We start from the raw sequence: 23574 nt of genomic DNA on the forward strand, positions 1-23574 counted from the left end.
ACCCGGTGGCAGCATCCCGGAGCGGTCGCCACCCCGCTACCCCGTTCCCGCCACCTAGGGGCTGCGAGGGCCGAGGATCAGGGGATCGCAGGGGTCAGGAGCGGCTCCGGCGAGGCGCCGGAGTTCTACGCTGAACGGCGTGACACTGCTCGCGACCGAGTCGCTGACCAAGACGTACGGAGGCCGGGTCACCGCGTTGGCCGACCTCACCGTGTCGGTCGAGCCGGGGATCATCGGGCTGGTGGGCGCGAACGGCGCCGGCAAGTCCACTCTGATCAAGATCCTGCTGGGTCTGCTCCCGCCGACCAGCGGCCGGGTACAGGTGCTCGGCCTCGACCCCACCACCGACCCCGCCGCGGTCCGTGCCCGGGTCGGCTACATGCCCGAGCACGACGCCCTCCCGCCCGACCTGTCCGCCGCCGAGCTGGTCACCCATCTGGGCCGGATCAGCGGGCTGCCGCGCACCGTCGCCCGGGAACGGGCCTCCGAGGCGCTGCGCCACGTCGGTCTGCACGAGGAGCGGCACCGGGCCGTCGGTGGCTACTCCACCGGCATGAAGCAGCGGGTCAAGCTCGCCCAGGCGCTCGTACACGATCCCGATCTGCTGTTGCTCGACGAGCCGACGAACGGCCTCGACCCGGCCGGCCGGGACGCCATGCTCGCGCTGATCCACCGGATCGGCACCGAGTTCGGCATCTCGGTGGTGGTCTGCTCGCACCTGCTCGGCGAGGTGGAGCGGATCTGCGACACGCTCGTCGCCATCGACGGCGGCCGGCTGCTGCGCGCCGACCGGGTGTCCGCCATGACCACCGCCACCGACGTGCTCGCCGTCGAGGTGAGCGAGGGCACGGACGACCTGGCCGCCCGGCTCGCCGCGCTCGACCTGCCGGTGACCCGCGACGGGCGACTGCTGCTCGTCCCGCTCGCCGACGACGCCACCTACGACCAGATCCTCGGCGCGGTCGCCGAGCTGGACCTGCCGCTGCACCGGCTGGACCAGCGGCGGCACCGGGTGGCCGAACTCTTCGCCGCGAGGGAGCCCAGCCATGTCTGACGCGACCGGGGTCATCCACGACATCGGCTACCAGCGCTACACCGGCCCGCGGCTCGGCCGCCGGCAGGTCTTCGGCGCGCTCTACCTGCACGGCGTGCGTACCGTCTTCGGGCTGGGCCGCAGCGCCAAGGCCAAGATCTTCCCGTGGCTCGTCGTCTCCGTGGTGACAGTGGTGGCCGCCGGGGTGACCGCGGTGCGCAGCCAGATCGGCGAGGTGGTGATGACGTACGCCCAGTTCGCCGACGCGATGAGCTGGCTGGTCATCTTCTTCGCCGCGGTGGCCGCGCCCGAGCTGGTCTCCCGCGACCTGCGCAGCGGCGTGCTGCCGCTGTACTTCTCCCGGCCGCTGCCGCGCGGCGACTACGCCCTGTCCAAGCTGCTGGCGCTCGTCACCGCGCTCTGGCTGCTGCTCGGCGGCCCGCAGCTGGTGATGTTCCTCGGCGCCGCGTTCACCACGAAGCGGGGTATCGGCGGGGTGTGGGACGAACTGCTCGACCTGCTGCCCGGGCTGCTCTACGCCGGGCTGTGGGCGGTGGTGTTCGCCTCGATCGCCCTGCTCGTCGCCTCGCTCACCGGCAAGCGCGCGTTCGCCGCCGGCGGCATCGTGGCGGTCTTCCTGATGACCACGCCGGTCGTCGGCGTGCTGTCCATCCTGCCCTCGCAGACGATCAACGAGCTGGCCTTCGTGGCCTCCCCGCCGACGCTCGTCGGGGGCGTGGGCAACTGGGCGCTCGGCGACCGGCTGACCCAGGGACGGGGTGGCATGCCGATCGGCGACTTCGGGCCGGTCTACGCCGTGGTGGCCGTACTGCTGGTCGCCGCCTGCGTCAGCCTGCTGCTCCTGCGATACCGGAAGGTGGCCGCCCGATGACGGCGATCAGCACCCAGTCGACGGCCGGCGCGCCCGCCGCCGCGACGAGCACGCTCGACCTGGCCGGTGTCTCCCGCTGGTACGGCAACGTGGTGGCGGTGAACGACGTCACCATGCGGCTCGGCCCCGGCGTGACCGGCCTGCTCGGCCCCAACGGCGCCGGCAAGACCACGCTGCTGCACATGATGGCGGGCTTCCTGTCCCCGTCGCGGGGGACCGTGACGCTGGACGGGGAGCCGACCTGGCGCAACCCCGCCGTCTACCGGCGGCTCGGCCTGGTCAGCGAGCGCGAGGCGGTGCACACGTTCCTCAGCGCGTACGAGTTCGTGCTCGCCAGCGCCAAGCTGCACCGGCTGCCCGACCCGGAGGCCGCCACGAAGCGGGCGATCGAGCTGGTCGAGATGGAGGACGCGCAGACCCGGCGGATCGGCACCTACTCCAAGGGCATGCGGCAGCGCACCCGGGTCGCCGCCGCGCTCGTGCACGACCCGCAGGTGCTGCTGCTCGACGAGCCGTTCAACGGGATGGACCCGCGCCAGCGGCTGCACATGATGGCGCTGCTGCACCGGCTCGGCGACGCGGGGCGGACCATCCTGTTCAGCTCGCACATCCTGGAGGAGGTCGAGCAGGTCTCCGGCACGGTCCAGGTGATGGTGGCCGGCCGGCTCGCCGCCTCCGGCGACTACCGGACCATCCGCCGCCTGATGACCAACCGGCCGCACGTGTTCGCGGTCCGCTCCACCGACGACCGGGCGCTGGCGGTGGCGCTGATGGCCGAGGCGTCGGTCTCCGGCGTCGAGCTGGGCCGTACCGGCCTGACCGTCAAGGCCGGCGACTACGGCGCGTTCACCCGGGCACTGCCCCGGATCGCGCTCCGGCACGGCATCCGGGTCCGGCAGCTCCTGCCGGAGGACGAGTCGCTGGAGAGCGTCTTCTCGTATCTGGTGGAGGCATGATGTCGACAGTCACCTGGATCACCGCGCGTGGCCTGTTCGGCCGGAGCCGGTTCCTCATGCTGCTGCCGTTGCCGCTGGTCCTGATCGGCCTGGCAGTGCTCTGCCGGTCGCTCGGCGTCGACCCGGGCCAGTGGGGCCCGCCGGTGCTCGTCGGCCTCGGCCTCGCGGTGGTGCTGCCGGTGGTGGCCCTGATCGTGGGCACCGGCGTGCTCGGCGCGGAGATCGACGACGGTACCGTCGTGCACATCCTCACCAAGCCGCTGCCGCGCTGGCAGATCGTGCTGCCGAAGCTGGCGGTCGCGGCCGGCGTCACAGCGGTCACCGTCGGCGTCCCGATCTACGTCGCGGGCGTGCTCGCCGATTCGGTACGCCTCGGACTCGCTCTGGTCGCCGCCTCGGCGGCGGGCGCGCTGGCGTACTCGGCGCTGTTCCTGGCGCTGAGCCTGGTGACCCGGCGGCCGGTGCTGCTCGGCCTGGTCTACGTGCTGATCTGGGAAGGGCTGCTGGGCCGGTTCGTCGGCGGCACCCGGGTGCTGTCGATCCAGCAGTGGGTGATCGCCCTGGCCGACCGGATGGCGCCGACGCCGCTGCTCGGCACCACCGTCTCGGTGCCGGTCGCGGCGGTGCTCACCGCCCTGGTGGCGGTCGGGTTCACCGTGCTGGCGATCGACCGCCTGCGCTCGTTCAGCGTGGCCGGCGAGACGAGCTGAACTGCGGGGCGGAACCCGTTCTCCGGTACGAGCGCCGGAAAACGGGTTCTGCCCTGCCGTGTCCGGTCTGTTAGTTTGCGGCGGCTACGAACACCGACACGGGGAGACACATTGCGTTCGGCTCGACTCGCCCTGCTGGCCCCAGCCGCGGTGGCGCTGATCGTCATGTCCGGCTGCGACGGCGGCGACGACAAGCCCTCGGCCGGGCCGGCGGCGCCGTCCGTACCCGCCGCCACCTCCGTGCCGCCGGTGACCCCGGCGCCGGCGGGCCTCGACGAGGCCACCCGGAAGACCTGCGCGACGGCGGAGAAGGACATCACGGCCGCCCTGAAGGAGGTGGCCGAGGCGGAGAAGATCGGCCCGCCGGCCGGCCACTCGGCGGTCAGCGCCCAGTACTCGGCGGGCGCGGCCACGCTCTACACGCACGCCTTCACCAGCAGCGACGAGGTGAACGGCGCGGTGAAGGGGGTCGCCACCGCCATGACCGACCTCGCCGACACCTGGGCCAAGGCGCCGGGCAAGTCGCCGAGCAAGGCGGATCTGACCACCGCCCGGGACAAGCTCAAGGCGGCCTGCGCGGCCGACTGAGGCATGCACCGCCGAGGGGCGGCCGGCGTCACGCCGGCCGCCCCTCGGCGTACCTGACGGATCAGAACGCGCAGGCGATGACCAGTTCGGTGGTGCGGTCGGGCAGCAGGTCCAGCTTCGCGATCCGGCCCGCCGCGCGCAGGTCGTCGGCGACGGTGCCGAGCTGCTCCAGCACGGCTGCCGGCCCGAGCGCCTCGGCCAGCGGCACGTCCGCCTTCATCGACAGCTTCCGTTCCGACTTGGCGCGGCGCACCTGACCCAGCGCGTCAGCGGCCAGCCGCAGCAGTTCCGGGTCACCCGGCGCCTCCATCGCGCGGCCCACCTCGTACGTGGTCGGCCACGGCGCGCGGTGCACCGACCCGTACCGCCACCACGACCAGACCTCCTCGGTGACGAACGGCAGCACCGGCGCGAACAGGCGCAACTGCACCGACAGTGCGGTCGCCAGCGCCGCCCGGGCCGAGTCGGCGGCCGGCCCGGTGCCGTAGGCGCGTTCCTTCACCAACTCGATGTAGTCGTCGCAGAACCGCCAGAAGAACGCCTCCGTGGCCATCAGGGCGGCCGTGTGGTCGTACCCGTCGAAGGCGGTGGTCGCGGTCGCGACCACGCCGGACAGATCGGCGAGCATCGCGGTGTCGAGCGGTTGGGTCGCCGCGGCCCGCAGTTCGTCGGCGGCACCCAGCCCGAGCGCGAACCGTGACGCGTTCAGCAGCTTGGTGGCCAGCCGGCGCCCCACCTTGACCTGGGCCGGGTCGAAGGCGAGGTCCATGCCCGGCTTGCCGTTGGCGGCCCAGTAGCGGACCGCGTCGGATCCGTTCTGCTCCAGCAGCGCCATCGGCGTGACCACGTTGCCCTTGGACTTCGACATCTTCTTGCGGTCCGGGTCGAGGATCCAGCCGGAGAGCACAGCGGTGTGCCACGGCAGCGTGCCGTGCTCCAGGTGGGAGCGGGCCACCGTGGCGAACAGCCAGGTCCGGATGATGTCGTGCCCCTGCGGGCGCAGGTCCATCGGGAAGACCCGGGCGAACAGGTCCGGGTCGGTCTCCCAGCCGCCGACGATCTGCGGGGTCAGCGACGAGGTGGCCCAGGTGTCCAGCACGTCCGGGTCGCCGGTGAAACCGCCCGGCTCGCCGCGCTGCGACTCCTCGTATCCGGGCGGCGGCTCGCTCGTCGGATCGATCGGGAGCGTCGCCTCGTCCGGTGTGAGAGGGTGGGACCAGTCCGGCTCGCCAGTGTCGTCGAGCCGGTACCACACCGGCACCGGCACGCCGAAGAACCGCTGCCGGCTGACCAGCCAGTCACCGGTGAGGCCGCCCACCCAGTGCTCGTAGCGGTGCCGCATGTGCTCCGGCACCCAGCGCAGCTCCCGCCCCCGGGCCAGCAGATCTTCGCGCAGGTCCGCGTCGCGGCCGCCGTTGCGCAGATACCACTGCCGGGTCGAGACGATTTCCAGCGGCCGGTCGCCGCGCTCGTAGAACTTCACCGGGTGGGTGATCGGGCGCGGCTCGCCGACCAGGTCGCCCGCGTCCGCGAGCAGCTCCACGAGCGTCCGCCGGGCGCCGTTCACCGTCTGCCCGGCCAGTGCCGCGTAGGGCTCCGCCGGCACGCCGGTCGGCGGCTCCGGCAGCAGGCGTCCGTCCCGGCCGATCACCACGCGGGTGTCCAGCCGCAGCTCACGCCACCAGGTCACGTCGGTCAGGTCACCGAACGTGCAGACCATCGCGATGCCCGTGCCCTTGGCCGGGTCCGCCAGCGGGTGCGCGCGCACCGGCACCTCGACCCCGAACACCGGGGTACGCGCAGCGGCGCCGACCAGGTCCGCGTACCGCTCGTCGTCGGGGTGGCAGACGAGCGCCACGCAGGCCGGCAGCAGTTCCGGGCGGGTGGTGTCGATCAGCACCTCGCGGCCGTCCGGTCCGGTGAACCGCAGCCGGTGGTACGCGCCCGGCCGCTCCCGGTCCTCCAGTTCCGCCTGCGCGACGGCGGTGCCGTACCCGACGTCCCACAGCGTCGGCGCCTCGGCCTGGTACGCCTCACCCCGGGCCAGGTTGCGCAGGAACGCGCGCTGGCTGGCCGCACGGGCCGCCGACCCGATCGTGGTGTACGTCAGCGACCAGTCCACCGACAGCCCGAGCCGCCGCCACAGCGCCTCGAACGCCTTCTCGTCCTCGACAGTGAGCAGTTCGCACAGCTCGATGAAGTTGCGCCGGGAGATCGGCGTCGGGTTCTTCCGGGCCGCGTCGTCCACAGGTGCGGCCGGCGGGCGCCAGCCCCCGTCGTACGGCAGCGCCGGATCGGGGCGCACGCCGTACACGTTCTGCACCCGGCGTTCGGTGGGCAGCCCGTTGTCGTCCCAGCCCATCGGGTAGAAGACCGTGCGCCCGCGCATCCGCTGGAACCGGGCCACCGTGTCGGTGTGGGTGTACGAGAAGACGTGTCCCATGTGCAGCTCGCCCGACACGGTCGGCGGGGGAGTGTCGATCGCGTATACGTCCGACCGCTCCTTCGTGCGGTCGAACGCGTACGTGCCGTCGGACTGCCAGCGGCGGGCCCAGGTCTCCTCGAGGCCGTCCAGGCTCGGACGCTCGGGGACGCCGCCGCGGGCGCTCCTCGTGGTGTCGGTCATCAGCCGATGGTAGGCAGCCCGGCTGCCGCACTCCACGACTTTCCCCACCCCGCGCGTCCTCGCCTGTCCCCGCCCCCTGTCCCCGTCGATCTTGCGCTTGCTGCCCCGGCGTAAGCCGCTTATCGGGTATCCCGTGGGCGCCAAGTGCAAGATCGGCGGGGGCGAACGGGCTAGAGGAGGGAGTCGCGCCACTGGCGGTGCAGGGCGGCGTAGCGGCCGTCGGCGGCGATCAGCTCGGCCGGTGGGCCGTCCTCCACGATCCGCCCGTCGTCGAGCACCAGGACCCGGTCCGCGGTCTCCACCGTGGAGAGGCGGTGCGCGATCACCAGCGCTGTGCGGTCCCGCAGCACGTTGTGCAGGGCCCGCTGCACCAGGCGTTCGGTCGGCACGTCGAGCGACGAGGTCGCCTCGTCGAGGATCAGCACCCGGGGATCGGCGAGGAACGCCCGGGCGAACGCCACGAGCTGCCGCTGCCCGGCGGAGAGCCGGCCGCCGCGCCGGTGAACGTCCGTGGCGTACCCGTCGGGCAGCGCCGCGATGAAGTCGTGCGCGCCGATCGCCCGCGCGGCCGCGACCACCGCCTCGTCGTCGGCGTCGGGACGGCCGAACCTGATGTTGTCGGCGACGGAACCGCTGAACAGGTGGGTCTCCTGGGTCACCAGCACCACGGCCCGGCGCAGCTCGGCGTCGGCCAGGTCGCGCAGGTCCACCCCGTCCAGCCGGACCGCGCCCGCGTCCGGGTCGTGGAAGCGGGCCACCAGCTTCGCGACTGTCGACTTCCCGGCGCCGGTCGGCCCGATCAGCGCCACTGTCTGCCCTGGCGGCACGGTCAGGTCGAGGCCGGACAGGATCGGCGTCCGGCGGCGGTAGCCGAAGTCGACGGCACGGAAGGTCACCGCCCCGCGCGGCGGCCCGGCCGGCAGCGGCACCGGCTGCGCCGGTTCGGCCACCGCCGGGCGCTCGTCGAGTACCCCGGCCAGCTTCTCCAGCGCGGCGGTCGCCGACTGGAGCGAGTTGTAGAACTGGCTCAGCTCCTCCATCGGCTCGAAGAACCGGCGCAGGTAGAGCAGGAACGCGGCGAGCACGCCCACCTCCACGCCGCCGCCCAGCACCCGCCAGCCGCCGTACCCGAGCACCACCGCCGCGGTGAGGTTGCCGATCAACCGGATGCCCGGCGAATAGATCGCGATCAGCCGGAACGCGCTCAGGCTGGAGCGCCGGTAGTCGTCGTTCACCGCGCCGAAGATGCGGTCGTTGCGGTCCTCCCGCCGGTACGCCTGCACGGCCCGGATCCCGCGCAGCGACTCGACGAAGTGCACGATGACGAGCGCCACCGCCTCCCGGGTGCGCCGGTACGCCCCGGCCGACGCGCGGGCGAACCAGCGCGACAGCACGAACAGGAACGGGAAGGCGAGCAGCGTCACCGCCGCCAGTGGCAGGTCCAGCCAGAGCAGGATGCCCGCCACCGACAGCACTGACAGCCCGGCCATGACCAGCTTGTCGATACCGCCGTCGACCAGCTCGGCGATCGACTCCAGGTCGCTGGTCAGCCGGGACACCATCCGCCCGGACGTGTAGCGCTCGTGGAACCCGACGTCGAGGCGCAGGAAGTGCCCGTACACCCGGCGGCGCAGGTCCAGCAGGACGGCCTGGCCGATCCGGGCGGCGAGGGTGAGGAATGCGCGCCGGGCCGCGTACTCGACAGCGGTGGCGACCACGAACGCGGCGGCGACGGCGATCAGCGGGCCGGGATCACCGGCCCGCAGCGGCCCGATGCCCCTGTCGATGCCGAGCATGACCAGGTACGGCCCGGACATCGCGGCGGCGTTCTGGGCCAGCAGCAGTGCCACCGCCAGCCCGAGCGCCCGCCGGTGCGGGCGCAGCAGCCGGCGCAGCAGGACCCGGCTGCGGGCGCGCAGCCGGGTCACCGCCTCCGGGGACGAGTCCTCGGCCCGGCTGCGGTCGGCGTCCGGGTCGGTGGCCCGCCCCCGCCAGCGGGACAGGTCGTCACCGTCGCCGTGGCGCGCGCCGGTCGACCCGTCACCGCTTCGCGCGTCGCGGGGCCTGGGTACCCGCGGCGCGCGGCCGGTCACGAGCGCACCAGGCCGACGCCGTCGCTCCGGCGCTCCGGCTCGGCGGACAACACCGCGCGGTAGGCGGGTACCCGGGCGAGCAGCTCCGAGTGGGTGCCGACGGCGACGATCCGGCCGTCGTCGAGCAGGGCCACCCGGTCCGCCAGCGCCACCGTCGACGGACGGTGCGCCACCAGCAGGGTCGTGGTCGCGGTATCCCGCAGCACTCGGCGCAGAGCCGCCTCGACGAGCGCCTCGGTGTGCACGTCGAGCGCGGAGAGCGGGTCGTCGAGCACCAGCACCGCAGGGCGGCCGAGCACCGCACGCGCCAGCGCGAGGCGCTGCCGCTGGCCGCCGGACAGCGACAGCCCCTGCTCACCGACCCGGGTGGCGAGCCCCCACGGCAGCTCGTACGCGAAGTCCGCCTGGGCCAGCGTCAGCGCGGCGCGGACCTCGTCCTCGCTCGCGTCCGGCCGGCCCAGCGTGAGGTTCTCCCAGATCGACATGGAGAACAGCGTCGGCTCCTCGAACGCCACGGCGACGAGCCGGCGCAACGAGTCCAGCCGCAGGTCACGTACGTCGTACCCGTCGAGCGTGATCCGGCCGCCGGTCACCTCGTGCAGCCGGGGGACCAGCGACAGCAGCGTGCTCTTGCCGCAGCCGGTGGCGCCGACCAGCGCCATCGTCTCGCCCGGCTCGACTGTCAGGTCGAGGTCGCGCAGCACCGGGCCGGACGTGCCGGGGTAGCGGAAGCGGACCCCCTCGAAGCGGAGCCGGCCGCGCACCTCGCCCCGGTCGAGCGACCGGGCGTGCGGGGCGTCCACGATGGTCGGCAGCGTGTCCAGCACCTCCTGGATCCGGTCGGCGGCGGTCGCGGCCTCCTGGCCGTTGGCGATGATCCAGCCCAGCGACTGCACCGGCCAGATCAGCATGAGCTGAAGGCTGACGAACGCGACCAGCTCCCCGATGGACAGCACGCCGTCGGCGACCGCTGCGGCGCCGGCCACCAGGACCGCGCCGAGCGTCAGGTTGGGTACCAGGTCGAACAGCGCGGAGGTCCGCGCCAGCAGCCGGGCCTTGCCGATCCCGGTGTCGTGCAGCCGGCGCGCGCCGACCGCGAACCGGGCCGCCAGTTCCGGCCCGCGCCCGTACGCCCGCATGGTGCGCAACCCCAGCGCGGTCTCCTCGACCAGTGTGGCGACGTCGCCCTGCTGGTCCTGCATGCGGCGTGACGCCGCGTGGTAGTGGCGCGCGAAGCGGCGGCTGATCAGGAACAGCGGTACGGCGCTGGCCGCGACCAGCAGCCCCAGCCACTGGTGCAGCCGGATCAGCAGCGCCACCACCGCCGCGTAGGTGACCAGGTTGAGCACCAGGAACAGCAGTCCGAAGGAGAGGAACCGCCGGATCACCGACAGGTCGCTGGTGATCCGGGACAGCAACTGGCCGGACTGCCAGCGGTCGTGGAAACCGGCCGGAAGTCGTTGCAGGTGGGCGTAGATGTCGGCGCGGATGGCGGCCTCCATGCCGACCGAGGACGACGACTGCGTCCAGCGGCGGATGAAGATGAGGACCGCCTCGGCCACACCGAGCAGCAGCGCGAGCGCGCCGAGCCGGAGCAGCCCGGCCTCGTCGTGCCGGGCCACCGGCCCGTCGACCACCCGCTGCACCACGAGCGGAACGGCCAGGCTCGCCGCGGTGGCCGCAAGCGCCGCGATCAGCAGCCAGGCGAACTCCATCGCGTACGGGCGCAGGTAGGGTCGCAGCCGCCAGAGGTTGCGCAGCGGCTGGGACCGGGCGCCGGTATGCGCCGCGGGGTTGCCGTCGCTGGACGCGGGCACTACCCGACGGTAGCCGCCGGGGGTGACAGTCCGGCTGTCAGCTAGCCGTCACCCGTCCCTCATGCCCGAGAAGCCACTTCTTCACGTCCAGCCCCCAGCGGTATCCACCCAGCGTGCCGTCGGTGCGCAGCACCCGGTGGCAGGGCACGAACAGCGCGGCGGCGTTGCGCGCGCAGGCCGCCGCGGCGGCCCGGATCGCCGCCGGTCGCCCGGCCAGCGCGGCGAACCCCGTGTAGGTCACCGGATCACCGGGCTTGACGTCGCGCAGCACCTGCCAGGCGTGCGTCAGGAATGCGCCGCCGGTGTGCTGCTCCACAGCTACCGCATCGATGGCGGCCAGGTCGCCGTCCAGATAGGCCTGAACAGCGGCGGTCACCGGACCGAGGTCGGCCCGTTCTCGCAGCTCGCCGCGCAGGCTCGGGTGGATCAGCGGCAGCAGGACCGCCGGGTCGGCGGTGAAGCCCGCCGCGCGTACCGCCCCGCCGGGGCCGGCGAGCACGCTCAACGGGCCGGCGGGAGTGTCGATGACGGTGCTGTCCACAGTGCTCATGCTGCTCTCCAGAGTCGGATGGTCGCGTACGACCGCCAGGGGCGCCAGCGGTCGGCGTACGCGGACAGGGTCTTCGGGTCGTCGGACAGGCCGAGCGCTGCTGCGCCACGGCGTACGCCCAGGTCGGTGGTGAGCGCGACGTCGGGGTCGCCGAGTGCGCGCATGGCCAGGTAGCCGGTGGTCCACGGGCCGACGCCGGGCACCGCGGCCAGGAGCCGGACCGTCTCCTCCCGGTCGCCTCCGGGTTCCAGGTCGAGTTCGCCGTCGGCGACCGCGCGGGCCAGCGCGCGGAGCGTCTCCCGGCGTGCCGCCGGCATCCGGAACGCCGTGTCCGGCGCCGCGAGCACCTCCGCCGGACCGGGGAACGCCACCAGGCCGTCCGCCGGGTCGTCGGCGGCCGCCCCGCTCGCCGCCCGGGTGGCGGAGAGCAGGCGGGTGAGCGTGGTCCGCGCCGAGGCCAGCGAGACCTGCTGGGTGGCGACGGCGCGGACGGCCAGCTCGAAACCGTCGACCGCGTGCGGCAGCCGGACGCCGGGCTCGGCCGCGACGGCCGGGGCCAGCGCCGGGTCGGCGGCCAGGGTGGCGTCCACCGCTACCGGGTCGGCGTCCAGGTCGAGCAGGCGGCGGCAGCGGGCCACCGCGGGGGCCAGGTCGCGCATGTCGGCCAGCCGCAGCGTCGCGTCGATGTGGCCGTCGGCGGGGGTCAGCGCCACCGTGGCGGGACCGTGCGGCAGGCGCAGCCCTCGGTGGTAGGTGCCGTCGCGGACCACCTCGACGCGGGGCAGCGCGCGCAGCGCGAGGAAGTCCAGCAGCGCGCCCGCGTGCAGCGGGGGCCGGTATGCCAGCCGCAGCGAGAGCGTGCCCGCACCGGTGGCCGCCGCCGGGCCACGACGGCCGGCCCGCAACTCGGAGGGGGTGCCGCCGTAGACCTCGCGGACCGTGTCGTTGAACTGCCGGACACTGCCGAACCCGGCGGCGAAGGCCACCTCGGCCAGGCCGAGGCCGGTGGTCTCGATCAGGATCCGGGCGGTCTGCGCGCGCTGGGCCCGGGCCAGCGCCAGCGGGCCGGCACCCAGCTCGGCCCGGAGCATCCGGTGCAGGTGCCGCTCGGTGTAGCCCAGCCGGGTGGCCAGCCCGGGCACGCCGTCCCGGTCCACCACGCCGTCGGCGATCAGCCGCATGGCGCGGCCGACCAGGTCGGCCCGGACGTCCCACTCGGGCGAGCCCGGTGCCGCGTCCGGCCGGCACCGGCGGCACGCCCGCAGCCCGGCCCCCTGCGCGGCGGCGGCGGACGGGAAGAAGCGGACGTTGCGCCGCTTGGGCGTCATCGCCGGACAGGACGGCCGGCAGTAGATCCCGGTCGACGTCACACCGGTGTAGAACCAGCCGTCGAACCGCGGGTCGCGGCTGTCGACGGCTCGGTAGCACCGCTCGAAGTCCAGTTCCATGCCACGATCCTGCCTCGCAGCTACCGGGCTCGGCTGGCGGGATTCGGACATGACGTGCGGCAGTCGCGCCAGCTCGGGGAAGTGGCGGTATCCCCGGCCCCGGGACGCCGCCACTCCGCCGAGGTGGCGTGGATCATGGCCGGCGGACCCGAGAAAGTGTCGTAAGTGGTCGGTAGCGTCCCGCCACCAACTCAAGAAGAGGTGCGGGGCATGGCGAGCGTGGCCGGGCGGGGTGTCCGCTGATGCGATCGGGGCGAGCACCGTTGGACGCCGCGGTGGTGGAGGGCTTCTACGAGCGGATGCGGGTGGTGGCGCCGGCCGCGTACGGCGCGATCGAGCGTGATCGGGCCGGTGACCCCGGTCGCCCCTTCGCGGACACCGCCTGCGGGCGGCTGGCCGGCTCCCTCGACCCGGACGGGCTGCGCGCGCTCGGCATGTGGGCGCACCACTGGTGCATGCGCTTCTACGACGACGACACCCGGGTCGGCCTGCGGCTGGTCCGCGAGATCGCCGCGCGTTCCGGCCTCGGCTGGACCGCCGACGAGGTGCGGTGGCTGCTCGACCGGTCGTACGCGGCCGGTCCCGCCGCCGCGCACCGGTTCACGCTGCCGCTCGCGGCAGCGGCGCAGCTACCGGCCGGTGTGCTGCCCGAGGGCGTCGCCGCCGAGGCGTGGCCGGACGACTGGCGGCGGCTGCGGGCCGGCTGAGCGCCGGGTGGGATCGCCGCCCGGTCCGGCATCTGGGCCAGCACCATCGCCCCCACTGCCACCGCGAAACCGGTGAGCTGGACCGGGTCCAGCGCCTCACCGAGCACCACCCAGCCGAGCGCCGCGGCGGTGAGCGGGCTCAACGCGCCCAGCACCGACACGCGGGACACCGGCAGTCGCGCCGCGCCGCGGAACCACAGCACGTACGCCAGCGCGGTGCCGGCCAGCCCGAGCCACGCGTACCCGAGAAGGGCCGGCCCGTCGGGCACTGGTGGCGCGCCCTCGACCGCGGCGGCTACCGGCACGATCATCAGGCCACCGGCGACGAGCTGCCAGCTCGTCGCGGCGAGGACGCCCACGCCGGGCGGCCGGCCCCAGCGGCGGGTGAGCACCAGCCCGGTGGCCATCGCCACTGCACCGGCCAGCCCGGCGGCGACGCCGAGCGGGTCGAGGCCGGCGCCCGGCCGCAGCACCACGAGGGCGACGCCGAGCGGGGCGGCCACGGCGGCGACCAGTGCCGGCCGGGTGGGGCGGTCGCGGAGAAGCGCGACCGTCAGCACCGCCACCAGCAGGGGCTGCGCGGCGCCGAGGACGGCGGCGGTGCCACCGGGCAGGCGGTACGCGGCGAGGAACAGCAGCGGGAAGAACACCCCGATGTTCAGCGCGCCGAGCACGGCGGCCCGCCCCCACCAGAGGCCGTGTGGTCGCCTGCGGGTCAGGGCGAGTAGCAGCAGGCCGGCCGGCAGGGCGCGGATCGCCCCGGCCCAGAGCGGCCGGTCCGGCGGAAGGAGTTCGGCGGTGACCAGGTACGTGGTGCCCCAGGTGACGGGTGCGGCGGCGGTGAGCGCGACGTCGGTCAAACGGGGGTTCATGTCGGCCTCTTTCTCAGCCCTAAGTATCTTAGTGCTAAGCTAATCAGGACCGAGCGAAAAGGGGAAGTGGGACGTGCGGCACAATCGGCAGCCGTGACAGGCGACGAGGTGGACGCGATCGTCGAGCAGTGGCGGCGGGAACGCCCCGGCATGCGGCCCGAGCCGATGGCCGTGTTCGGCCGCATCTACCGCCTGGCCCGGCTGGTCGGCGACGGCCAGGAGAAGGTGTACGCGGGCTGGGGCATCGGCCGGGGCGAGTTCGACGTGCTCGCAGCGCTGCGCCGCTCCGGTGAGCCGTACACGCTGGCGCCGAAGGCGCTCGCCGCCTCGCTGATGCTCACCTCCGGCGGCATGACCGGGCGCCTCGACCGGCTCGAACGGGCCGGCCTGGTACGGCGCTCGCCGGACCCGGCCGACCGGCGGGCGCTGCGGGTGACGCTCACCGACACCGGCCGCCGGGTGGTGGAGGAGTCAGCCGAGGCCGGGCTCGCCGTGCAACGGCGGATCCTCGACGCGCTGCCCCCCGCCGACCAGGACCGGCTGGCCGATCTGCTGCGCGCGTTGCTCGCGGCGGCCGAGACCGGGCCCGCGGATTCGGCACAATGATCGGCACCGCCGCCGCCCGGAAGGACAACCGTGCCCGCCACCGAACCGACGATCGTCGCCACCAGCATGGGTTTCACCAGCCGTCGCCGTGGCCCCTGGGACGCGCGGCCCAGCGCCCTGTTCGACCTGATGGCCGACCTGGCCGGGGCCGGTGACGCGCCGCGCGTCTGCTACCTCGGCCAGGCCACCGGCGACCAGCCGACCGGGTTCACCGTCTTCTACGGCGCCTTCGCCGGCACCCGGTTCCGCACCTCCCACCTGGCGCTCTACCCGATGCCCAACGTCGAGGACATCCGCGCGCACCTGCTCGCGCAGGACATCGTCTGGGTCGGCGGCGGCAGCGTGGCGAACCTCTGCGCCGTCTGGCGGGTGCACGGCCTGCCGGAGATCCTGCACGAGTGCTGGCAGGCCGGAGTGGTGCTCGGCGGGGTGTCCGCCGGCTCGATCTGCTGGCACACCGGCGGCGCCACCGACAGCTACGGCCCGGCGCTTCGGCCGTTCACCGAGGGGCTGGGCTGGCTCCCGTACGGCAACGGCGTGCACTACGACAGCGAGGAGCAGCGTCGCCCGCTGATGCACCGGCTGGTCGCCGACGGCACGCTGCCGGCCAGCCACTGCACAGACGACGGGGTGGGGCTGATCTACCGGGGCACGCGCCTGGCCGAGGCGGTGGCGGACCGGCCCGGCGTGGCCGCGTACGAGCTGGTCCGCGCCGAGGACGGCACCGTCCGGGAGACCCGGATCGAGCCACGCCTGCTGTCCGCCGCGCCGCAGTGACCGGCTTCGCGCACCTGCCTGCCCGGCGGTGGCGGCGAGGCGCGTAAGCTGGTTCGTCGTGAGTCTCACCATCGGCATCGTCGGCCTGCCCAACGTGGGCAAGAGCACCCTGTTCAACGCGCTGACCAAGAACGACGTGCTCGCCGCGAACTACCCGTTCGCCACCATCGAGCCGAACGTCGGCGTGGTCGGGCTCCCAGACGATCGGCTGGCCAAGCTGGCCGAGATCTTCTCCTCGCAGAAGGTGCTGCCGGCGCCGGTCTCGTTCGTCGACATCGCCGGCCTGGTCCGGGGCGCCTCCAAGGGGCAGGGGCGGGGCAACGCGTTCCTCGCCAACATCCGGGACGCCTCGGCGATCTGCCAGGTGGTGCGCGCCTTCTCCGACCCGAACGTGGTGCACGTCGACGGCAAGGTCTCCCCGGCCGACGACATCGAGACGATCAACACCGAGCTGATCCTGGCGGACATCCAGACGCTGGAGAAGGCGCTGCCCCGGCTGGAGAAGGAGGCCAAGCTCCGCAAGGACCGGGCCGCCGCGGTCGAGGCAGCCAAGAAGGCGGTCGAGGTCCTCGACAACGGCGTGACCCTGTACGCGGGCGCCGCCGCCGCGAAGGTCGAGCTGGAACACCTGCGTGAGCTGCACCTGCTCACCACCAAGCCGTTCCTCTACGTCTTCAACGTCGACGAGGCCGAGCTGGGCAACGAGGAGTTCCTCGACGAGCTGCGCGGCCTGGTCGCGCCCGCCGAGGCGATTTTCATGGACGCCAAGATCGAGTCCGAGCTGGTGGACCTGCCCGAGGACGAGGCCCGCGAACTGCTGGAGTCGATCGGGCAGTCCGAGCCCGGCCTGAACCAACTCGTCCGGGTGGGCTTCCGGACGCTCGGCCTCCAGACGTACCTGACCGCCGGCCCCAAGGAGGCGCGGGCCTGGACCGTCCCGGTCGGCGCGACCGCGCCGGAGGCCGCCGGGGTGATCCACAGCGACTTCCAGCGCGGCTTCATCAAGGCCGAGGTGGTCTCCTACGACGACCTGGTCGAGGCCGGATCTATGGCGGCGGCGAAGGCCGCCGGCAAGGTCCGGATCGAGGGCAAGGAGTACGTCATGCAGGACGGCGACGTGGTGGAGTTCCGCTTCAACGTCTGATTCTGAACTGAGCGCTGCATCAGCAGGATCATCGAGCAGTTGGCTGCTCGTGCAAGGATGCTCCGATGGAACCGGCGACATCGGCGGACGACGTTTGGCGCGCGCTCATGGAGGACACGCAGGGCTGGTGGGTGGATGATCCGGTCTTCCGGGCAGCCTATGAGCACCCCACGTTGCGCGCCCTCTTCCCTATGGCAACGCACGGGACGATCAAGTTCTTCAGGACCGCTTGGAGCTGGCCCGATACCCCTGCCCACGATCTGCCCCTCATCGCCTGCGGCGGCCCTCCTTACCAGGTCATTGCCGCCGGTTATGAGCGGATCATCGGCTTGGCCGCAACGGCGGAAGAAGCCGCAGAGCTGGTAGTCGAGAACCTGCCGCCGGCCCCTGTGATTCCCGGCTCGACGTGTGCAATGCCGTCAGGCGGCGACCAGCGCTGACCATCCGCTTCGACGTCTGAATCCTGGTGGGTCGGCCCTCGGCGTGGCCTGACCGATGTCTTCCCGGCGCCGTGCTGGTCTGTACGTCGAACACCGACCCACGGGAGGCTGACACGATGCGCAAACTGACCTTCGCCATGAACGTGAGCCTGGACGGCTACGTCGCCGCGCCCGGTGACGACCTCGGCTGGAGTACGCCGAGCGACGAGTGGTTCCAGTGGTGGTCCGACCGGGTGGCGGCGACCGGCACAGCGCTCTACGGGCGACGACTGTGGGAGGCGATGAGCTCTCACTGGCCGACCGCCGATCAACAGCCGGGCGTCACAGCGGCGCACGCCGAGTTCGCCCGTCGCTGGCGGGACATGCCGAAGGTGGTGTTCTCCTCGACGACCAGGCCGGTCGACTGGAACACCCGCCTGGTCACCGGCGACGCGGTCACCGAGATCAGCCGGCTGAAGGCCGAGGACGGTGGTCCGATGGACATCAGTGGCGCCACCATTGCCGCGGCGGCCATGCGGGCCGGGTTGATCGACGAGTACGTGCTCGTCACCCATCCGGTCTTGATCGGTCGCGGTATGCCGTTCTTCACGGCCCTGGACAACTGGGTGAACCTGGCCCTGCGGGAGACCCGGACGTTCCCGGGTGGCGTGCTCCTCACCAGGTACGAGGCCAGGCACTGACCGCCCCCTCCACACGGAGACACGGCGTCACTCCTGCGCGTCGAGGTCGCGCAGTGCGAAGCGGAGGTGCTCCCACTCCTCGTCGAAGATGACGTGGAGGCAGTGCAGGACTGGTGCCTCGTGTTCGGGTGACCACGCTGACGGTCGAGGCTCAGCGAGCAGCTCCGGAGTGACGCCCGTGAGGAACTCCCGCACCATGGCCTGCCGCTCGGCCCGCAGATCGAGCACCTGGGCGAAACTCGGCCGCGCCGCGGGGAAGATCGACATGTCGAGTCCGTCCGTCTCGTACTCGGCGTGTGGCTGCCCGAGCGGATGGAAGGGCTGCGGCAGGCGCAGGATCGCCTTGCCGAGCCAGGCGTCGGTGGCGAACGCGAGGTGGCGCAGGGTCTGCGCGAACGACCACTCACCGTCGATCGAGATGTCGGCGGCGCCGTCGGGCATGGACACGACCCGGTCGACCGCGGCCGCCCAGGCTCGTTCGAGCGCCGCCCAGGCCGCGCGCAGCCCATCGGGATCCCCGGCACGCCTCAGCTCGCGCCCGGGGAACCGCCGGTTGAGTTCGGCCTCGACGAGCGGCGCGACGTCGACACCGTTGACCAGCAGCGCGCCGTCGGTGAGCCACGGCGCGTCGATGTCGAGCCCGCGCACGTCGACACCGCGCATCACCGCGCCGGCCAGCGTCGACCTGGTGAAGCGTGCGTCTTGCAGGTCCCTGTCCACGAACGTCCTGAGGTCGCTCTGGTCCACGGCGCACCCCTCTCGTCGGCGATCGCGGCAATGCTAGCGAGCGGGTCCGACAACGACTGTCGATGCGACCGGACGAAGTTGTCGGCCGCCGGAACATGGCTGTGGCGGCCGTCGGCCCGCATCGCGGACCGGCGACCGCCACCCGTGCCTGTCGTCAGGCGTTCGCCCGGCGGATGGCCGCCATGCCTCCGAGCGCAGCCACCGCGGCGATCAGGGCGGGCCATCCCACCAGCAAGCTGGCCTGGTGCTGGCTGCTCAGCCACTCCCAGATGCCGCCGAACCAGTCCTGCCAGATGACCAGCGCGACGAGCAGGCCGGTCACCAGGATCAGGGCCGCGCCGGCCCCGAGCAAACCGTTCATGCCGAACCGGACGTACCAGACGGCGACGAAGATGGAGACGAAGTTCAGGAACAGGAACGGCACCGCGTAGACGGCGATCTGCAACAGCCCGTTGTCGACGTCGATGTACGGGATCCGGAAGAACCGTAGTTCGATCCCGAAGCCGCCGGTGGCGCCCTCGATCAGGTTGAGCAGGTAGAGCAGGACGCCGTAGACGACCGCCTGCACCACGTTTACCAGCATGGTGGCGAGGTAGAAGGTGCGTCTGGTGACGCCCATGCCGAGGGCGAACGGGAACACCTGGCTGATCGAGGCGGCAGCGACGATCGCGCAGACGATGTAGAGGCTGGCCAGGCCACCCGTGGTGTTCTTGCCCGGCGCCGCCTCGTCGATCGAGGCGAAGATCAGCAGGTTGACGCCGAGTGAGATGGCCATGATGCCCCACGGCCAGGCCAGCTGGCCGATCCAGGCGATGGTGTGCATCCGGGCGACGTCGAGGATGCGAGTCATCGGGAGTTCGTCCTTTCCGTCGTCAGGCGCACCACGGCCTGCTGCAGTGACACCGGCGCCAGGTCGATGCCGAGCTTCTTGGCGCGCAGCCGGTCGGCGTTGTCGAACGAGCCGCGCAGCGTCGTCCGGGCTGCACCGCCCAGATGCTCGCGGTGCAGCACCGTGTACGCGGTAGCGAACTCGTCCACCGCCTCGGCGGGGCCGGTCGCCTCCATCACCTCGCCGCGCAGGTCGTCGCTGGGCGCGTCGAGCAGCAGCTTGCCGTGATCGAGCAGCACCACGTGCTCGATCAGGTCGGCCACCTCGTCGATGAGGTGTGTGGAGAGCACGACGGTGCGCGGGTTCTCGGCGTAGTCGGCCAGCAGCCGGTCGTAGAAGAGCTGCCGGGCGACTGCGTCGAGTCCCAGGTACGGCTCGTCGAAGAAGGTCAGCGGCGCGCGTGCGGCCAGGCCGATCGTGACGCCCAGCGCGGACGTCATGCCGCGGGACAGCTTGCGGACGTTGCGCTTGCGGGGCAGCTCGAAGCCGTCCACGAGGGACTGCGCGAAGTCCTCGTCCCAGTTCGGGAACAGCCGCCGGGCCAGGCTCAGGACGTGCCGGACCTGGTAGGCGGCCGGGTACGTCTGGCTCTCCTTGATGAAGGCCACCTGCGACAGCGCCCGTTCGTTCTCGTACGGCCGCTCGCCGAAGACCGTCAGGTCGCCACTGGAGACGCTCTGCTGGCCGGTGATCAGCTGCATCAGCGTCGTCTTTCCGGCGCCGTTGCGGCCGAGGAGGCCGTAGATCTTGTTCCCCGTCAGGGTGAAGGTGACGTCGTCGAGAGCGGCCACGTCGCCGTACCGCTTCGTGAGGCCGGCAGCCGCCACGACGCTCATCGTTGTTCCTCCCATGTCTCGATGAGCTTTTTCAGCTCCTCGGTGCCGATGCCCAATTTGCGGGCCTCCTCGATGAGGGGCCGCACGTACTGGTCGGAGAACTCGTGCCGACGGCGCTCTCGGAGTGTTTCGCTGGCCCCCGTTGCCACGAACATTCCGATTCCCCGGCGTTTGTAGAGAATCCCGTCGTCGACCAGGCGGTTGATCCCCTTGGCGGCGGTCGCCGGGTTGATCCGGTGGAACGCCGCCAGCTCGTTCGTCGACGGCACCTGGGTCTCCTCCGCGTACGTCCCGTCGATGATCGAGTTCTCGATCAGTTCCGCGATCTGGACGAAGATCGGCCGACCGTCATCCATACCAGCTCCATTGGTTCGTTACTCATGTAGCTAACCATCGCACCCGCGTGGTAGATCCGTCAAGTGCCTTCGGGTACGCGCGGCGGCGTAGGGCTCGCTAGGGTTCGCGCCGTGACATTGAGGATCGACGAGAGCACCCGCCAGGTACGGGAGTTCGTCTGCGGCTGCTGCGACACCGCCGCGGAGCGGACCTGGGCCGACATCCGCACCGACGACGCGACGGCGGCCGTCTACTTCGCGAGCTGCTACCACCACGACGGCGTGCACGAGGTCTGGATCGACGCGATCCTGGGCAGCTGGGGCCGCGACGACTTCGACGACCACGTCACCTTCGGCTGCCGGGTCGGGCCGGTGGCCGGCTCGCCGGGGCCGGCCGCGACGCTCGTCAACGGTGGCGAGGTCGCGGGGGACAGCCCGATCTTCGGCCGCAAGCTCAGCCGCGAGGAGGGCTTGACCCATCCCCGGCTCGCCGAGTTCTGGCAGATGGTCGACCTGGTCCTGGAGCGGGACGCCCTGGTGCGCCGTCACCTGGTCGGCGTCGGCGCCTGACCAACCCGGTGATCAAGGGGTCAGATTCGGGGACTGCGGCGTTCGATCAAGGTCACGTCGCGCCAGGTGCCGTGGTGGCGGCCTACCCGCTCGCGGGTGCCGACGACGCGGAAGCCGCACGCCGCGTGCAGCGCGAGACTCGCGGTGTTCTCCGGGAACACGCCGGACTGGATGGTCCAGATCCCGGCCGCCTCGGTGGAGGCGATCAGCGCCTCCAGCAGGGCCCGGCCGACCCCGCGTCCGCGTCCTCGCGGGTGCACGTAGACGGAGTGCTCGACCACCCCGGCGTAGACGCTGCGCTCGGAGACCGCCGAACAGGCCGCCCAGCCGAGCACGTCGCCTGCCTCGTCGAGCGCCACCCAGCGGTGGCCGGGCAGCCGGGCGGCGGTGAACCGCGTCCAGTCCGGCGGCTCGGTCTCGAACGTGGCGTTCCCCTCGGCGATGCCGAGGCGGTAGATCTCCAGCACGGCGTCGGCGTGCGAGTCGTCCATGGCGGCGACGGTGACTGTCATCGGTACCTCCCGGCCGGGACGGCGGACACCGGCCGCGTCAGCGTATCGGCGCAGGCCGAGGGCCGGGACGCGAGACCCCGGCCCTCGACGTGAGCGCTACCGCCGCCGGTAGACGGAGATGTGCGAGCGGCTGTCCGCGTCGAACGGCGACCGGTCCCAGTCGGCGTACCGCTCGGTGAGCCGCAGCCCGGCCCGCTCCGCCAGTTCGTCGATCTGCTCCGGCCACGCGTACCGCATGGCGAACGGCTTGAGGTGCACGCCGGCGGCGTCGAACGTGACGGTCTGGCGCACGAACGTCTGCGCCGCCCGGTCGTACCGGTGCATGCGGATGGTGGCCGAGTCCTCGGTCACCTCCCGCACCTGGACCTGCTCGTCCCGGTCGAAGTCCGCCGGGTCGGGCACGAAGGTCTCGATGACGAACGCCCCGCCGGGCGCGAGCACCCGGGCGACGTTGCGGAAGCACGCCGCCTGGCGCTCCTCGGAGACCAGGTTGAACAGCGTGTTGAACACCAGGAAGACCAGACGGTACGGCCCGGCGACCGGGACGTCCGCCATGTCGCCGACGGTGACGGGCATGTCCGCGCCGCCCGGCTTGGCGCGCAGGTGCGCGACCATCTCCGGGGACGCCTCGACGCCCTCCACGGCGATGCCGCGGGCGGCCAGCGGCAGGGCCACCCGGCCGGTGCCCACAGCTAGTTCGAGCACCGGGCCGCCCTCGGCCAGCGGCGCGAGGAAGTCGACGGCCGGGGCCGGGTCGGGATTGCCGGGGCCGTCGTAGGTGGCGGCCCAGAGCCGGCCGAACAGGCCGGGATCATCGAAGACGGACATCACGCGCCCTCCCGCCGGGCGGACGGGACGCGACGCGGCGCGAGGTCAGTGACCTCCGCCGGAATGGGGTACGACAACACGAAGCCTCGTTTCGGATGAGGTGACGACGGGTCGGCTGGGCTTCGCAGCGTGTGGCATGGCGGTGCTCCCTCGGTCGGCTTCGAGGGGTTCAGCAGACCAGCAGCCGAGCCGGAGGGACAACCGGATTACGCCCGCAGCGCGTCGTCCACTCCGGTCTCCCGGCGGCCGAGGTGCACCGGGTCCCGCCCGGTGAGCACGTCCGCGGCGGCCTTCACGCACGCGCCGTACTCGCGGACGGAGCTGATCCGCCACTGGCCCGCGTACCGGCGGGCGGTGTCGTCGCCGACGCCGACGGTGTCGATGCCGGCGTCCCGGCAGAGCGCCACCGCGCGCGGCAGGTGGAACGACTGGGTGACCACTGTGGCCCGCCGCACCCCGAAGACGCGGTACGCGCGGACGCACGAGTCGTACGTGTCGAACCCCGCGTGGTCCAGCACCGTCTTCTCCGCCGGTACGCCCCGGTCGACGAGCCAGCGCCGCATCGCGTCCGGCTCGTCGTAGTCCCAGTTCATGTGGTCCCCGGAGAGCAGCAGCACCCGGACCTTGCCGGTGGCGTACAACTGGCGGGCGATCTCCAGCCGCGCGGCCAGGAACGGCGCCGGGGTGCCGTCCGGCTCCACCTTGGTGCCCAGCACGAGGGCCACCGGCGTCTCCGGCGCGTCCGCGGCGTCGAACAGGTGGCCCTCGGCGGCGCCGCGGACCCAGACCGCGCCGGCGACAGTCGCGGCGCCGAGCAGCGTCACGGCGGCGGTGGCGAGCACCAGGAGGCGGCGGAGCAGGCGTACGGCCCGTCGACGGTCGCCCCAGGCCCGCCATCGCGCCGTCAGCCCTCGCATG

The 23574-nt window shown here is 72.7% G+C and carries 24 protein-coding genes and 1 pseudogene; 12 read left to right on the plus strand and 13 right to left on the minus strand.

The window, feature by feature from the left end; all coding sequences use genetic code 11:
* Window positions 1-139 precede the first annotated feature (139 nt).
* From AC2CHG_RS04320 to AC2CHG_RS04340, 5 genes are all read left to right on the plus strand, one after another.
* The gene (locus tag AC2CHG_RS04320; RefSeq protein WP_194801332.1) at window positions 140-1054 is read left to right on the plus strand and encodes an ABC transporter ATP-binding protein; all 915 of its coding nucleotides are present in this window, start codon (window positions 140-142) and stop codon (window positions 1052-1054) included.
* Complete coding sequence (locus tag AC2CHG_RS04325) at window positions 1047-1925, plus strand: ABC transporter permease (protein WP_194801331.1); 879 nt, start codon at window positions 1047-1049, stop codon at window positions 1923-1925. The genes AC2CHG_RS04320 and AC2CHG_RS04325 overlap by 8 nt, the downstream gene beginning before the upstream one ends.
* Complete coding sequence (locus AC2CHG_RS04330) at window positions 1922-2881, plus strand: ABC transporter ATP-binding protein (RefSeq protein WP_194801330.1); 960 nt, start codon at window positions 1922-1924, stop codon at window positions 2879-2881. Before AC2CHG_RS04325 ends, AC2CHG_RS04330 begins: the two co-directional genes overlap by 4 nt.
* Window positions 2881-3591, plus strand: a complete 711-nt coding sequence (locus AC2CHG_RS04335; RefSeq protein ID WP_013288490.1) for an ABC transporter permease — start codon at window positions 2881-2883, stop codon at window positions 3589-3591. Before AC2CHG_RS04330 ends, AC2CHG_RS04335 begins: the two co-directional genes overlap by 1 nt.
* A 150-nt stretch (window positions 3592-3741) precedes the next feature.
* A complete protein-coding gene (locus AC2CHG_RS04340) occupies window positions 3742-4179 on the plus strand; it encodes a hypothetical protein (RefSeq protein WP_484524201.1) in 438 nt (145 codons plus the stop codon).
* A gap of 61 nt (window positions 4180-4240) precedes the next feature.
* On the opposite strand, the gene valS is transcribed toward AC2CHG_RS04340, so the two are convergent.
* From valS to AC2CHG_RS04365, 5 genes are all read right to left on the minus strand, one after another.
* Window positions 4241-6805: a valine--tRNA ligase gene (gene valS, locus AC2CHG_RS04345; RefSeq protein ID WP_484524188.1), complete on the minus strand. Its 2565-nt coding sequence runs from the start codon at window positions 6803-6805 to the stop codon at window positions 4241-4243.
* 170 nt (window positions 6806-6975) lie between these two features.
* Complete coding sequence (locus tag AC2CHG_RS04350) at window positions 6976-8898, minus strand: ABC transporter ATP-binding protein (RefSeq protein ID WP_484524189.1); 1923 nt, start codon at window positions 8896-8898, stop codon at window positions 6976-6978.
* Window positions 8895-10715: an ABC transporter ATP-binding protein gene (locus AC2CHG_RS04355; protein WP_402807590.1), complete on the minus strand. Its 1821-nt coding sequence runs from the start codon at window positions 10713-10715 to the stop codon at window positions 8895-8897. The genes AC2CHG_RS04350 and AC2CHG_RS04355 overlap by 4 nt, the downstream gene beginning before the upstream one ends.
* Before the next feature lie 37 nt (window positions 10716-10752).
* A complete protein-coding gene (locus AC2CHG_RS04360) occupies window positions 10753-11265 on the minus strand; it encodes a methylated-DNA--[protein]-cysteine S-methyltransferase (RefSeq protein ID WP_484524190.1) in 513 nt (170 codons plus the stop codon).
* Entirely contained in the window at window positions 11262-12713 is a 1452-nt protein-coding gene (locus tag AC2CHG_RS04365; protein WP_402807585.1) for a DNA-3-methyladenine glycosylase 2 family protein, read from the minus strand. Before AC2CHG_RS04365 ends, AC2CHG_RS04360 begins: the two co-directional genes overlap by 4 nt.
* Before the next feature lie 242 nt (window positions 12714-12955).
* Between AC2CHG_RS04365 and AC2CHG_RS04370 the strand changes: the two genes are divergently transcribed.
* Window positions 12956-13420: a hypothetical protein gene (locus AC2CHG_RS04370; RefSeq protein ID WP_262015854.1), complete on the plus strand. Its 465-nt coding sequence runs from the start codon at window positions 12956-12958 to the stop codon at window positions 13418-13420.
* Window positions 13421-13470: 50 nt separating this feature from the next.
* Here AC2CHG_RS04370 and AC2CHG_RS04375 read toward each other — a convergent pair.
* A pseudogene (locus AC2CHG_RS04375) lies at window positions 13471-14292 on the minus strand (EamA family transporter); the annotation flags it as partial.
* A 93-nt stretch (window positions 14293-14385) separates the two neighbouring features.
* Between AC2CHG_RS04375 and AC2CHG_RS04380 the strand changes: the two are divergent.
* From AC2CHG_RS04380 to AC2CHG_RS04400, 5 genes are all read left to right on the plus strand, one after another.
* On the plus strand, window positions 14386-14898 hold the full coding sequence (locus AC2CHG_RS04380) for a MarR family winged helix-turn-helix transcriptional regulator (protein WP_484524191.1): 513 nt from the start codon (window positions 14386-14388) through the stop codon (window positions 14896-14898).
* Window positions 14899-14928: 30 nt separating this feature from the next.
* On the plus strand, window positions 14929-15675 hold the full coding sequence (locus AC2CHG_RS04385; protein ID WP_357209187.1) for a Type 1 glutamine amidotransferase-like domain-containing protein: 747 nt from the start codon (window positions 14929-14931) through the stop codon (window positions 15673-15675).
* A gap of 58 nt (window positions 15676-15733) precedes the next feature.
* Complete coding sequence (gene ychF / locus AC2CHG_RS04390) at window positions 15734-16819, plus strand: redox-regulated ATPase YchF (RefSeq protein ID WP_402807575.1); 1086 nt, start codon at window positions 15734-15736, stop codon at window positions 16817-16819.
* Between the two features lie 65 nt (window positions 16820-16884).
* Window positions 16885-17259 carry a DUF6193 family natural product biosynthesis protein gene (locus tag AC2CHG_RS04395; protein ID WP_366621836.1) on the plus strand — a complete coding sequence of 125 codons (375 nt, stop codon included), beginning with the start codon at window positions 16885-16887 and terminating at the stop codon, window positions 17257-17259.
* Window positions 17260-17375: 116 nt separating this feature from the next.
* Complete coding sequence (locus tag AC2CHG_RS04400; RefSeq protein WP_484524192.1) at window positions 17376-17939, plus strand: dihydrofolate reductase family protein; 564 nt, start codon at window positions 17376-17378, stop codon at window positions 17937-17939.
* Window positions 17940-17966: 27 nt separating this feature from the next.
* Here the strand turns inward: AC2CHG_RS04400 and AC2CHG_RS04405 are convergent, their stop codons facing one another.
* The 4 genes from AC2CHG_RS04405 to AC2CHG_RS04420 form a co-directional block, all read right to left on the minus strand.
* On the minus strand, window positions 17967-18686 hold the full coding sequence (locus AC2CHG_RS04405; protein WP_484524193.1) for a DinB family protein: 720 nt from the start codon (window positions 18684-18686) through the stop codon (window positions 17967-17969).
* A gap of 154 nt (window positions 18687-18840) precedes the next feature.
* Complete coding sequence (locus AC2CHG_RS04410) at window positions 18841-19536, minus strand: ABC transporter permease (RefSeq protein ID WP_262015860.1); 696 nt, start codon at window positions 19534-19536, stop codon at window positions 18841-18843.
* Window positions 19533-20411 carry an ABC transporter ATP-binding protein gene (locus AC2CHG_RS04415; protein ID WP_366621830.1) on the minus strand — a complete coding sequence of 293 codons (879 nt, stop codon included), beginning with the start codon at window positions 20409-20411 and terminating at the stop codon, window positions 19533-19535. The genes AC2CHG_RS04410 and AC2CHG_RS04415 overlap by 4 nt, the downstream gene beginning before the upstream one ends.
* Window positions 20408-20767, minus strand: coding sequence for a GntR family transcriptional regulator (locus AC2CHG_RS04420; RefSeq protein ID WP_262015862.1), 360 nt, complete (start codon window positions 20765-20767; stop codon window positions 20408-20410). The genes AC2CHG_RS04415 and AC2CHG_RS04420 overlap by 4 nt, the downstream gene beginning before the upstream one ends.
* A 111-nt stretch (window positions 20768-20878) precedes the next feature.
* Here AC2CHG_RS04420 and AC2CHG_RS04425 point away from each other — a divergent pair, with 111 nt between their 5' ends.
* Entirely contained in the window at window positions 20879-21316 is a 438-nt protein-coding gene (locus AC2CHG_RS04425) for a hypothetical protein (RefSeq protein ID WP_366621828.1), read from the plus strand.
* Between the two features lie 20 nt (window positions 21317-21336).
* Here the strand turns inward: AC2CHG_RS04425 and AC2CHG_RS04430 are convergent, their stop codons facing one another.
* The 3 genes from AC2CHG_RS04430 to AC2CHG_RS04440 all read right to left on the minus strand — a co-directional run bounded on the left by AC2CHG_RS04430 (window position 21337) and on the right by AC2CHG_RS04440 (window position 23573).
* Entirely contained in the window at window positions 21337-21828 is a 492-nt protein-coding gene (locus AC2CHG_RS04430) for a GNAT family N-acetyltransferase (protein WP_357209195.1), read from the minus strand.
* Window positions 21829-21924: 96 nt separating this feature from the next.
* A complete protein-coding gene (locus AC2CHG_RS04435) occupies window positions 21925-22656 on the minus strand; it encodes a class I SAM-dependent methyltransferase (RefSeq protein ID WP_402807556.1) in 732 nt (243 codons plus the stop codon).
* Window positions 22657-22862: 206 nt separating this feature from the next.
* Window positions 22863-23573 carry a SanA/YdcF family protein gene (locus AC2CHG_RS04440; RefSeq protein ID WP_484524194.1) on the minus strand — a complete coding sequence of 237 codons (711 nt, stop codon included), beginning with the start codon at window positions 23571-23573 and terminating at the stop codon, window positions 22863-22865.
* Window position 23574 lies beyond the last annotated feature (1 nt).

This window comes from Micromonospora sp. ATLC20, from assembly GCF_057196585.1.